Below are 12,510 nucleotides of genomic sequence, written 5' to 3' on the forward strand. Positions count from 1 at the left end.
GGTGCTTTGTCGGCTAAGGCGAGGCCGCAATCTGACATTAACCCGGTAAACCTTCCGCATCTTTTGCTTAATCGCGGATTAAGCAAAGCGTGTTGAAACGAGACAGAAAGAATAAAACAGGTGGATGTTACACATGGACGGGAATCTGCATAAAAATAACGTAAACCGTTTTTTCCTGGCGATAGTGCTGTTTTTCTGCGCCTGGGCGGGGCAGTCGTTCGCCGACAATCTGAAGAGCGGTACCTGGCAGGAGCTGAATCGTTCAACCGGTGCCATTAACGGCACTATCCCGCAAGCCGATGGAGCAACGGCGTCAGTCTACCAGGGCAGCGTTTTGTTGACGCCAGGCCCCACCCATGTGGTGAGGTATGATGCGCAGCCGCGAGACTTTAGCGTTAATGCTGCCGCAAGCGCGATGCAGGTGGTTAATCCCCATGATACCGAAGGCGACATTTTCGCCACCCCGCCGTTGAGCTGGGAAAACCGACAGCCGCCAGCGGTCGGACTGATATGGGCCGACGCCGCCACGCCGGATAAGCCACTGGACCCGCAGCCGATCCTCAACCAGACGTTCTGTGTGCAAAATCTTGCCGGACGCCACCTCGTCGTCTGGCCGGAGATCGAAAGCGATGACGCTAACCCGACTCCCGCACTCCTCTTACAGACGTCCACCGGCGTACCTGACCAGAATACGCTGCCGATATTACCGCAGAAAGTCGCCATTGATATCGCATCCGGTCTGGGTCATCCGGTCATCGTCAGTGGCGATCATCGGGATGACGCGCTTGAAGCCTCGAAAGTGAAAGTGGGCGAGAGCATCACGTTGACCATCACGACCCAGGGCTGCGACGGTGAGAATATCGGTAATGCGCCGTTTGTCATTCGCCGCGACGATGCGATAAACCGCAAAAAGGTGGTAAATAACAGATATCCGGTCCACATAGGTGACACCGAACTGACCACGACCAGTACGCTCTATCGTGGCACCACGGATGCCAACGGTAACGCCACGGTAGTAGTGACGCAGTCGGACGGCCCCGGCGTGAAAACGCATCTGGTGGTCAGCTCACAACGCTACCCCGATCTTCTTGCTGAAACAGACGTGATTTTTACCACCCAGACCAGCCCGGACAGCCTGGACGCGGCGATGTACGGTCATATGGCAGAGAGCGTCACAGCCGACCTGAACGGCGTTACTTATACCTTCACCCGCCCGAAGCTGGCGGCGGAAACCAGCGGTGCCAGCGGTTCATTCTCTGAGAGTAACGAGGCCTGGGCATTGTTTAACTGGAACGGCGCGGATAACCACTGCGACATTCTGCCGGATGCGGAACAACTGGTGGCGATGCGTAACGCGCATGACACCGTGGCGACCTATCCTGGCTGGCCGCTTGGCGATTACTGGTCATCCTCCCGCGATCAGATTTTGGAAACCCACTATGCCGTCGACACGCAGAGCGGCGAGGTGACAGCGAAAGCGGACGGCAATGCGCTACTGGTGAGTTGTGTGGATAAAGCCCTGCCACCAGCGCACCCGGAAATCAGCCTCTCTCCAAATGGGCCTTATATAACCGAGGTGGGTGAGTCTCTCGATCTGGTAATGACTGTAGTAGACCGGGACAGCAAAAGACCCTTGCCTTATCGCTATGTAGAATTGCTCCTCGATCCTTCAACCAACCGTCAGGGCGTGCACAAAGACGAGTGGGACGATCAGCGGGTGGTAATTTATTCCGAAGGGGTGCGTGCCTCGTCGCCAGAGCACTATACCGGTTTCACCGACGCCAACGGTCAGGTGTATCTGGCATTTAAGCATGACAATGGTGTGGGGGTGGAAACGCCGATTCGCATCGTGATAGATGGCGACGACGGCGAAAGAGTGACATTGCCTTTTAGCGTGATTTTTACCGTTATCACCAGTCCGGACGTTGCCCTGGCCACTATGTGGGGCCATATGCAGGGTATCGTTGACGTTGGCAACCTGTATAAGCGTCCGCTGCTGGCGGTCGAGGCCAGCGGACCTCACGGCCAGCAAAGCGAAAATAATGAAACGTGGGCGACGTTCGATTCAGTGGAGAATGCATCCAGCCAGTGCGGTATCGGTCAGGTTCCGAATACCGGCTCGCTTGAACACCTGTACAGCGAACATCCTACAAATGAAATGCGCACTGAACACGGCTGGCCGACGAACGATCACACTTATATATCGTCGGACAGTGGGCAGTTGGCCTGGGTTAACCTCAAAGACGGCAGCAAAGGAACGGGCGGCAGCACCCACTATCTGACCTGTTCTGCCAACGAAATGGTGGCGGTGCTGGACGTCTGGTTCGACGGCTTTGATCAAACACTGAGCGTTGTCGCTCAGGTCGGTCAGTCGCTCAAAATGCATGTCCATTCACGGAATGCGTTGAATGGGGCTGCAATACCCAACACAGACTTTACCGTCACCATGGCTCCGGGCAAACGGCGCGATGGATTGTCCACTGGCTTTACCGACCCCAGTAACGGTGAACTGCTGTTTGACGGCGTGGCCTATACTAAGGCGCAGCCAGTATACCGGGGGATGACCGACGCTAACGGTGATGCGGAAATCGTCCTCACCCAGCCGCGCGGTGTGGGGCTGCTCACGCAATTAAGCGTGACACCCGTGGACTCCCTTATAAGAACGTCCGTTGACCGCAGCGTAAAGTTCACCGTCGCCACCAGCCCGGATACCCCGACTGCTAATATGTGGGGCCATATGGCCGACACGGTTACCGTGGGCGGCATGACCTTCGAACGGCCTAAACTGGCGTCAGAAGTGAGCGCCAGCCGTACTCAGAATGAAGCCAACGAAACCTGGGCGCGTGTCCTCCACGCCGATGCAGCGGGCAAGCCGGAGGCAGGCGGCTGCGCGGTAAACCGCCTTCCGCGTATTGATCAACTCCAGGCATTGTACGATGCCAACAGTGGTGGAGCGATGAATAGCGTGCAAGGCTGGCCAGTGGTAAGGCCATACTGGTCCTCCACCGTGACCAGCGCGACGACGTGGAAATATCTGAGGCTGGACAACGGCACAGAAAACGTTAGCGGCACGGATTCCAGCTACATCAGTTGTCTGACCAGTGACAACCCGGCGGCGGCATCTATCACCATTGAACCGGCCAATCCTTCACAGTGGTATGACAGCAAAGACGTCCACGCCGTGAAGGCGAAAAAAGGTGACACGATGCAACTGAAGGTGACGGTAAAAGACGCCAGCGGGTTACCGCTTCCGAGCGCGCCGTTTGTTCTGAATCGCGGTAATGGTTATACCCGTCAGGGCAATGAACATATTGCTGGCAGCGGCGATGGTATTGTCTCGCCAGTGGTGATTAACGGCGAGTCGCTTAACGATAAAACCACGAAAACGGGTAACATGACCGGCACGGACGGTAGCGTCATTATCAATGTTACCCGACCAGATACCGAAGGCACTCGCGTTGCCATTACCGCCGCACTCTATGGCAACGAAAGCGTGAGCGCCAGTATTGATACCATCTTTACCGTTGTCACCAGCCCGGACAGCGATAAAGCCCAAATGTGGGGCCATATGCCGGACTCACTGACGGCAGCGGACGGCAGCGAGTATCAGCGTCCGCAGCTCTATGCTGAACTTAGACGCACCAGTAACGCCACCCAATATACCGAAGACAATGAATCCTGGGCGGCCTTTTACGGGCCGAACAGCGGCAAAAACAATCCGGCTAACTGCGCCTCCGGCTATTATCCATCCGTTAAGGAGCTGGATTCGCTTTACAGTAAATACCCGAACCGAACGATAAAAACCGGGCAGGGCTGGCCGATTAACCGTTCTTACTGGAGTGGTACACCCTCTCAATATTTTGGTCAGGCGATGTTCAGGACGTATGACACCGTCGATCTGGATGATGATGGGCACCGTGGATGGTCCAGTGACAGCGCCAGCAACATGCAGTATCAGATTTGCACGTCGACCCCGCAACCCCTGGCGGCGCAGCTCCTTTTCACCTCCACGATAGAGAAAAATAGCGCGGCGCAGGCGATTAAAGTGAAAGTTGGGGAAACCATCCCCTTGCTGGTTACCACCCTCGACGCGGCTGGCAACCCGAGGGGCAATACGCCTTTTATCCTTGCGCGTAATGAGGGGACGGCGCGTAACAGTAGCTATACTGGCTGGATGTTGTCAGGCAGCGCTCTGTTTCTTGGCACCGATGTCGCACAGTGGTCGTCTAATGATGTCTTTTATGGCGTTACAAGGGCAGACGGTACGCTTCCTGTTGATCTCAGCGCAGATAGCGCGGATCACACTCGTCACGGGGCGGGGGTGAAAAACATCCTCACCGCCAGCTTATATGAGGTGCCATCAGTGACGTCGACGCTACCGGTCATCTTCACCGTCGTAAACAGTCCGGACAGTGACAAAGCGCATATGTGGGGACATATGCCGGAAACGTTTACGGCCCCTAACGGCGCGTCATTTAAACGACCTCTGCTTTACAATGAGCTGTCTTCCACGACGGATGCGTCTGTTTATACTGAAACGAATGAAGACTGGTATACGGTAGAAAATTTTAATAATGGGCGTGGCGCTTGTCCGATGGCGCAAATGGCGACGGTAGAAAATCTTGAGTCATTATATAGCGATCATCGCGATGGCAAGATTGCCACCGATCTGGGTTTACCCATTAAGCAAAACTGGTGGGCCGGGGACAGAAAACCGAATGATCAAAGTATTTACTGGCAATATATCAAATTAGACACCGGTAAGGTAAGTTCGACCACGAAGATAAGTAATCTTGCGTTACAGCTCTGCGAAACTGAGCCACGCCAGATGAATATCGCTTTTTCATTACAGCCCTGGGACGAGAACAAAGGCGTAGCCGTCGTGAAAAAAGGTGAGTCCATTGCCGCGGTAGTGAACGTCACGGATAACGCCGGGCGACCGGTCAAAAACACGGCGGTGAGACTTGGTCGTAATTCTGGATTACGGCGCGATGGTACCGCGTATACCAGTTCCGATAGTGGAGATGATATTACCTTAAACAACATACAACCCGCGAGTATGGCGACGTATTTGATGACTGCTTCCGGTTCTTATTTATTTCTGAATACCAATGAGCAAGGGCAGATAACGTTTACTGTTTCACAGGATGAGGCAGTGGGCCTGAAAACAACACTGGACGTGAAGCTGATGGACGATGAAACACGTACTGCCAGCCGGGACGTTATTTTTACCGTCCTGACCAGCCCGGACACTGACAAGGCTACGATGTGGGGTCATATGCCGGAAACGGTGACTGGCAGCGCTGGGGTGACGTTCCATCGTCCACTTTTGTATAGTGAAATGCCAGGGAAGGCCTCTGGCAGTTTTAAAGCCAGCAATGAAACCTGGCCGCTGATCAGTATAAACAATATACAGAAAATGGGTGTCACAGGCTGTGATGAAACGTATCAACCGCTGCTGAACGATTTGCAGTCGCTATATAACGATTATCCTGATGGTGCGCTCGAAACACAGTATGGCTGGCCCGTTACGTTGGGCAAATACTGGTGGGCGCTGGACAGGGAGGCAAACACCGGTGACTACCAGCAAATTCGGCTGGATACCGGCGATAAAACAACGACCAACTCAGTGGTGACGACCAGCGAACAGGTCTGTCTGGTCAATCCTCATGCGCCGCTGCTTGCCCGTCAGCAACAGCCCAGGTGAAGTGAACGTAAAAAGTGAGGCGTTTCGCTGATGGTCATGATGAAAGAGGGGGAGTCGCCAACGCCGCGTGAGCTAATTCGCTTTACGCGCGCGTTTTTTTTGCGAGGTCACGGACATGACCTCGCTCTCTACCCAGCCATCCTCCAGCCGGGTGGTCATCACATCGCCTGCTTTTACCTGTTTGACTTTCTTCAGTACATTACCGGTTGCAGACGTTGAGACACTATAGCCGCGCGCCAGCGTGGAGAGCGGACTGACCGCTTCGAGATGGGTGACCGCGTTGCCAAAACGTTCGCGTTGCTCGCTTAATCGCGCACGAATGTTCTCTGCCAGACGATATTCCAGTTGCTGAACGCGCGACTGCGCGCGGTGAATACGCGGCTGCGGGGTCTGCTGATTCAGCCGTTGCGCGGCGCGTTGCTGGCGCTGCGCGGCATGTTTTAACTGTGCTTCAAGAGCGGCGCTCATCCGCTGGCGCAGTCGTTCCAGCGTGGTCTGCTGGCGGGCGAGTCGCAGTTGCGGATGCTGCTGTTGCAGACGGTGATAAAGCTGGGTAAAGCGACGCTGGCGATTCGCCAGATAATAATCCATCGCCATTTCGAGGCGCTGCTGCCCGACCTGCATCTGGCGCAAAAGCTCCTGTTGATTACGGCTGACGATTTCCGCTGCGGCAGATGGCGTGGGTGCCCGCAGGTCGGCGACAAAATCGGCTATGGTGACATCGGTTTCATGACCAACAGCGCTAACCACGGGAATGGTGCTTGCAAAGATGGCACGGGCTACGCGCTCGTCATTAAAGCTCCACAAATCTTCCAGCGAACCGCCACCGCGCCCGACGATTAACACGTCGCACTCGTTGCGCTGATTTGCCCGTTCAATGGCTCGAACGATTTGCCCTGGCGCGTCATCGCCTTGCACGGCGGTTGGGTAGATAATCACCGGTAAAGAGGGATCGCGACGCTTTAACACATGCAAAATATCGTGTAGCGCGGCACCGGTTTTTGAGGTAACCACCCCGACGCAGTGGGCAGGCGAGGGCAGCGGCTTTTTAAACGCCTGGTCAAACAACCCTTCTGCCTGAAGTTTTGCTTTTAGCTGTTCGTATTTTTGCTGGAGCAGCCCTTCGCCTGCAGGCTGCATACTCTCGACGATAATCTGATAGTCGCCGCGCGGCTCGTAGAGCGTGATAGTCGCGCGCACCAGCACCTGTTGCCCATGCTGCGGACGGAAGGTGACGCGGCGGTTGCTGTTACGAAACATCGCACAGCGCACCTGGGCGGTGTCATCTTTGAGCGTAAAGTACCAGTGACCGGAAGCCGGTTGCGTGAAATTAGAAATTTCGCCGCTGATCCAGACCTGTCCCATCTCATGCTCAAGCAGCAGACGAACCGTTTGATTCAGGCGGCTAACGGTAAAAATTGCAGGGGATTGAGAAGGTAACATGTGAGCGAGATCAAATTCTAAATCAGCAGGTTATTCAGTCGATAGTAACCCGCCCTCCGGGGATAGCAAGCCTTTTTTGCAAAAAAAGGGTAGATGCAATCGGTTACGCTCTGTATAATGCCGCGGCAATATTTATTAACCACTCTGGTCGAGATATTGCCCATGCTACGTATCGCTAAAGAAGCTCTGACGTTTGACGACGTTCTCCTCGTTCCTGCTCATTCTACCGTTCTGCCGAATACTGCTGACCTCAGCACCCAACTGACGAAAACTATTCGTCTGAATATCCCTATGCTTTCCGCAGCAATGGATACCGTAACGGAAGCGCGCCTGGCTATTGCTCTGGCTCAGGAAGGTGGTATTGGCTTTATCCACAAAAATATGTCCATTGAGCGCCAGGCTGAAGAAGTTCGCCGCGTGAAAAAACACGAATCTGGTGTGGTGACGGACCCACAGACCGTGCTGCCAACCACCACTCTGCGTGAAGTCAAAGAACTTACCGAGCGTAACGGCTTTGCCGGTTATCCGGTCGTTACCGAAGAAAACGAACTGGTCGGCATTATCACCGGTCGTGACGTGCGTTTTGTGACCGACCTGAACCAGCCAGTTAGCGTTTACATGACGCCGAAAGAGCGTCTGGTGACCGTACGTGAAGGCGAGGCTCGTGAAGTTGTGCTGGCAAAAATGCACGAAAAACGCGTTGAAAAAGCGCTGGTGGTTGATGACGAATTCCACCTGATCGGCATGATCACCGTGAAAGACTTCCAGAAAGCAGAACGTAAACCGAATGCCTGTAAAGACGAACAAGGTCGTCTGCGTGTTGGCGCAGCGGTTGGCGCGGGTGCTGGTAACGAAGAGCGTGTTGATGCGCTGGTTGCCGCAGGCGTTGATGTTTTGCTGATCGACTCCTCTCACGGTCACTCTGAAGGCGTTCTGCAACGTATTCGCGAAACTCGCGCAAAATATCCTGACCTGCAAATCATCGGCGGTAACGTCGCAACGGGCGCAGGCGCACGCGCACTGGCAGAAGCCGGTTGCAGCGCGGTTAAAGTCGGTATCGGCCCTGGCTCCATCTGTACTACCCGTATCGTTACCGGCGTAGGTGTTCCGCAGATCACTGCCGTTGCTGACGCAGTAGAAGCCCTGGAAGGCACCGGAATTCCGGTTATCGCTGACGGTGGTATTCGCTTCTCCGGCGATATCGCGAAAGCTATCGCCGCTGGCGCAAGCGCAGTGATGGTCGGTTCCATGCTGGCCGGTACGGAAGAATCGCCGGGTGAAATCGAACTCTACCAGGGCCGTTCTTACAAATCTTACCGTGGAATGGGCTCTCTGGGCGCGATGTCCAAAGGTTCTTCTGACCGTTACTTCCAGAGCGACAACGCTGCCGACAAACTGGTGCCGGAAGGTATCGAAGGCCGCGTGGCGTATAAAGGTCGCCTGAAAGAGATCATTCACCAGCAGATGGGTGGCCTGCGCTCCTGTATGGGCCTGACCGGCTGTGGTACTATCGACGAACTACGTACTAAAGCGGAGTTTGTACGTATCAGCGGTGCGGGTATTCAGGAAAGCCACGTTCACGACGTGACCATTACTAAAGAGTCCCCGAACTACCGTCTGGGCTCCTGATTCTCTTCGCCCGACTTCATGTCGGGCGATTTATATTATCTGTTTTACTTGCCTCGGAATAAGCGTCAATGACGGAAAACATTCATAAGCATCGCATCCTCATTCTGGACTTCGGTTCTCAGTACACTCAGCTGGTTGCGCGCCGCGTGCGTGAGCTGGGTGTTTACTGCGAACTGTGGGCGTGGGATGTGACAGAAGCACAAATTCGTGACTTCAATCCAAGCGGCATTATTCTTTCCGGCGGCCCGGAAAGCACCACAGAAGAAAACAGCCCACGTGCGCCGCAGTATGTCTTTGAAGCAGGCGTACCGGTATTTGGCGTTTGCTATGGCATGCAGACCATGGCGATGCAGTTGGGCGGTCACGTTGAAGCCTCTAACGAACGTGAATTTGGCTACGCGCAGGTTGAAGTCGTAAACGACAGCGCACTGGTTCGCGGTATCGAAGATGCGCTGACCGCAGACGGTAAACCGCTGCTCGATGTCTGGATGAGCCACGGTGATAAAGTTACCGCTATCCCGTCCGATTTTGTCACCGTTGCCAGCACCGAAAACTGCCCGTTCGCCATCATGGCTAACGAAGAAAAACGCTTCTACGGCGTACAGTTCCACCCGGAAGTCACTCACACTCGCCAGGGTATGCGCATGCTGGAGCGTTTTGTGCGTGATATCTGCCAGTGTGAAGCCCTGTGGACGCCGGCAAAAATTATCGACGACGCTGTAGCCCGCATCCGCGAGCAGGTTGGCGATGATAAAGTGATCCTCGGCCTCTCTGGTGGCGTGGATTCCTCCGTAACCGCAATGCTGCTGCACCGTGCTATCGGCAAAAACCTGACTTGCGTATTCGTCGACAACGGCCTGCTGCGTCTCAATGAAGCAGAGCAGGTTCTGGATATGTTTGGCGATCACTTTGGTCTGAACATTGTCCACGTTCCGGCAGAAGATCGCTTCCTGTCAGCGCTTGCTGGTGAAAACGATCCAGAAGCAAAACGTAAAATCATCGGTCGCGTTTTCGTTGAAGTCTTCGATGAAGAAGCACTGAAACTGGAAGATGTGAAGTGGCTGGCGCAGGGTACTATCTACCCTGACGTCATTGAGTCTGCCGCATCTGCAACCGGTAAAGCGCACGTCATCAAATCTCATCACAACGTCGGTGGCCTGCCGAAAGAGATGAAGATGGGCCTGGTTGAACCGCTGAAAGAGCTGTTCAAAGACGAAGTGCGTAAAATTGGTCTGGAGCTGGGCCTGCCATACGATATGCTCTACCGTCACCCGTTCCCTGGACCGGGCCTCGGCGTTCGTGTGCTGGGCGAAGTGAAGAAAGAGTACTGTGACCTGCTGCGCCGTGCTGACGCCATCTTTATTGAAGAACTGCGTAAAGCGGATCTGTACGATAAAGTCAGTCAGGCGTTTACCGTCTTCCTGCCAGTACGTTCCGTTGGCGTAATGGGCGATGGTCGTAAATACGACTGGGTGGTTTCTCTGCGTGCTGTCGAAACCATCGACTTTATGACCGCACACTGGGTGCACCTGCCGTACGACTTCCTGGGGCGTGTTTCCAACCGCATTATCAATGAAGTGAACGGTATTTCCCGCGTGGTGTATGACATCAGCGGCAAGCCGCCGGCTACCATTGAGTGGGAATGATTTGATTCCTGCACTATGAATGAACAAAACCCTCTGTTACTACAGAGGGTTTTTTATCCTCACGAATTATAGACTTGAAGTTGCTGACGTCGATTAATTAAACCAGCTGTCTGATTTATTCTCTTCCGCTTTACCCACGCTCTTCATCAGATCGCGGCCACCTTCAGACATATTCCTGTTTGCATCGGCTTCCGATTGTACAACATCGGTATGCGCAGCTGAACGTTTAAGCTCTTGATCGATAAATTCGTTCTCGCGCTTAACGCGGGCTTCTTCTTTTGCCAGAGCCAGTTTTTGTTTCTGGATCTCCAGGCTTCGAAGTTCATCTTCATAGCCTTGATCGCGTTTTTTATCTGTAGCCGCATCAGCATCCAGTTTATCCTGGCGAGCTTTCCGTTCCGCAGCAACCGCAGCCGCTTTTTTATTGGCTGCGGCCTGGGCGTTTGCGCGCCGTTGTTTCTCTTGCTGAATTTCTCTGTTGCGTTCTGCGACCCATTCATCATGCTCTTTTTTCTCTTCATTTTTGCCTTGCTGTTCAGCTTCAGCAACCGCAGAAAGCTGATCTTGCAATGAAGAGGCAAAGGCCGTGCTACTTAGCGTAGTAAGAATGGCACACAGCAATATTTTCTTCATGAACCCCCCTGATGATTATTTCTTCTCAGGGCATTTCGCGTTTGGCTGAATGCGGGTTTCATTGTAAGCAGTGGAAATAACAACTGCCAAACCGGTAGTGAATTGACATTGCTTGCCAACCTGGGTTGAAGTATATACTTTCTTCCCTTCTTTATAGGTTAAAGAAACACCTTCAACTAAAGTTTTATCACTTACCATGGAACCTGCTGCTGCCCCTGCCGCACCGCCGCCTACTGCGCCAGCAGTGGTGTTCAGGCTGCTACCAGAACCGACGTTATGACCCACAACACCACCTGCAACAGCACCAACAACAGCACCAAAGGTCTGTGCAGCTTGTTTATTTGCTGTGTTATCTACAGCGACTTTAGCGGGTAAGACTGAAATGATATTTACTGTTTTGGTCTCTTGTTTTGAGTTTAGCTGGTCTGTTTGATAAACATCGGCAGCATGATCATCTGCATTGGATTGACAGCCTGCGAGAGTGAAAGAAGCCAGAATAGCTACAGGTAAGAAACATTTTTTAAAGTTCATCACTAATCCTTGTTAATCGCATTGTAAAAAACACGATTATTTAAAATCATCACCCGACAAAAGTAAATCTATTGATGATGGTATGAAGAATTAATTTTATTTTGATAAATTATATGAATGTTATGAGTAAAGTATTAATTTTTATTATATAAAACATGAATGTTAAGTGCTGTTTTATATGTAAATTGCATATTAAAGCACATCATACTGGGAAATTAATAATTGACCATGCAATTATGCTTTCGCTCATGTAAGCCAAAAAGTGACAAAAGAGATTATACAACCTGAGGCTGCTTTATTGTTGGAACAAAGTTAGATATACCCGCTAACGTTGTACCGGTGATTCGACGGAGAGTGTGGTTTGCTGAGCTTCTTTTTTGCTCTGATGGTGCTGCCAGGCACCGACGGACGAGTAGATAAAGCGGCCAAAGAAGAAGATAAAGCTGATGAGCAGTACGATACGGGTCATGCGACTGTTAAATCGGTGTCGTTTTCGCATACTGGTTGCCTGACTCACAAATGGTTCCTTGAAGTATGTCCCACATCGTGGACGATACTTACATTAAGGCACACCAGAACAAAATGGTCAATTCTTCGTTATGTAAAAAAACGTCAGTGGATACATACTTTAATGTTATGGAAGCTAATTTAATTATTTACAATGATGATGTGATAATGATGAGTTAACATGATAAACGTAATAATTCATTAGTCAGGGTTATTTTGTTTGATATATATCAATTGGAACTTTCATATGACACTTAGAATTAATGCTCTCTATAGTGGTGAATAATCATCACTCGAAGTCAGGTGGGATGCCTGTCTGAATACACCCCCTTCAGGATGTGGGGGATTCTGCGAGAGCGTTCAGAATTCTGTGTCACGTTAAAAATTCTACAGCGTCATCACATTATTCAGTCG

At 52.4% G+C, this 12,510-nt stretch carries 8 protein-coding genes; 4 read left to right on the forward strand and 4 right to left on the reverse strand.

The window, feature by feature from the left end; all coding sequences use genetic code 11:
* The first annotated feature begins 133 nt into the window (after nucleotides 1-133).
* Nucleotides 134-5,707, forward strand: a complete 5,574-nt coding sequence (locus tag A7090_RS23235) for an adhesion domain-containing protein (RefSeq protein ID WP_105275691.1) — start codon at nucleotides 134-136, stop codon at nucleotides 5,705-5,707.
* Between the two features lie 72 nt (nucleotides 5,708-5,779).
* On the opposite strand, the gene xseA is transcribed toward A7090_RS23235, so the two are convergent.
* Complete coding sequence (xseA, locus tag A7090_RS23240) at nucleotides 5,780-7,150, reverse strand: exodeoxyribonuclease VII large subunit (RefSeq protein WP_105275692.1); 1,371 nt, start codon at nucleotides 7,148-7,150, stop codon at nucleotides 5,780-5,782.
* Nucleotides 7,151-7,312: 162 nt separating this feature from the next.
* Between xseA and guaB the strand changes: the two genes are divergently transcribed.
* Together guaB and guaA are read left to right on the forward strand one after the other, a co-directional pair.
* Nucleotides 7,313-8,779 (forward strand): IMP dehydrogenase, encoded by a 1,467-nt coding sequence (gene guaB / locus A7090_RS23245; protein WP_105275693.1) that lies wholly within the window; start codon nucleotides 7,313-7,315, stop codon nucleotides 8,777-8,779.
* Nucleotides 8,780-8,847: 68 nt separating this feature from the next.
* Entirely contained in the window at nucleotides 8,848-10,425 is a 1,578-nt protein-coding gene (gene guaA / locus A7090_RS23250) for a glutamine-hydrolyzing GMP synthase (RefSeq protein ID WP_105275694.1), read from the forward strand.
* Nucleotides 10,426-10,518: 93 nt separating this feature from the next.
* Here the strand turns inward: guaA and A7090_RS23255 are convergent, their stop codons facing one another.
* The 3 genes from A7090_RS23255 to A7090_RS23265 all read right to left on the reverse strand — a co-directional run bounded on the left by A7090_RS23255 (nucleotide 10,519) and on the right by A7090_RS23265 (nucleotide 12,106).
* Nucleotides 10,519-11,058, reverse strand: a complete 540-nt coding sequence (locus A7090_RS23255; RefSeq protein WP_105275695.1) for a DUF5384 family protein — start codon at nucleotides 11,056-11,058, stop codon at nucleotides 10,519-10,521.
* A gap of 15 nt (nucleotides 11,059-11,073) precedes the next feature.
* Nucleotides 11,074-11,592, reverse strand: coding sequence for a glycine zipper 2TM domain-containing protein (locus A7090_RS23260; protein ID WP_105275696.1), 519 nt, complete (start codon nucleotides 11,590-11,592; stop codon nucleotides 11,074-11,076).
* Nucleotides 11,593-11,914: 322 nt separating this feature from the next.
* Complete coding sequence (locus A7090_RS23265) at nucleotides 11,915-12,106, reverse strand: DUF2633 family protein (protein ID WP_105275697.1); 192 nt, start codon at nucleotides 12,104-12,106, stop codon at nucleotides 11,915-11,917.
* Between the two features lie 17 nt (nucleotides 12,107-12,123).
* Here A7090_RS23265 and A7090_RS26255 point away from each other — a divergent pair, with 17 nt between their 5' ends.
* Nucleotides 12,124-12,276 (forward strand): hypothetical protein, encoded by a 153-nt coding sequence (locus A7090_RS26255; RefSeq protein ID WP_105275698.1) that lies wholly within the window; start codon nucleotides 12,124-12,126, stop codon nucleotides 12,274-12,276.
* The last annotated feature ends 234 nt before the right edge of the window (nucleotides 12,277-12,510 follow it).

The organism is Escherichia sp. MOD1-EC7003, assembly GCF_002965065.1.
Lineage (GTDB): Bacteria > Pseudomonadota > Gammaproteobacteria > Enterobacterales > Enterobacteriaceae > Escherichia.

Excerpts from the sequence above, each read along its gene's own strand:
- A7090_RS23235 (WP_105275691.1), top strand. The coding sequence starts at position 134 with ATGGACGGGAATCTGCATAAAAATAACGTAAACCGTTTTTTCCTGGCG.
- xseA (WP_105275692.1), bottom strand. The coding sequence starts at position 7,150 with ATGTTACCTTCTCAATCCCCTGCAATTTTTACCGTTAGCCGCCTGAAT.
- guaB (WP_105275693.1), top strand. The coding sequence starts at position 7,313 with ATGCTACGTATCGCTAAAGAAGCTCTGACGTTTGACGACGTTCTCCTC.
- guaA (WP_105275694.1), top strand. The coding sequence starts at position 8,848 with ATGACGGAAAACATTCATAAGCATCGCATCCTCATTCTGGACTTCGGT.
- A7090_RS23255 (WP_105275695.1), bottom strand. The coding sequence starts at position 11,058 with ATGAAGAAAATATTGCTGTGTGCCATTCTTACTACGCTAAGTAGCACG.
- A7090_RS26255 (WP_105275698.1), top strand. The coding sequence starts at position 12,124 with ATGTCCCACATCGTGGACGATACTTACATTAAGGCACACCAGAACAAA.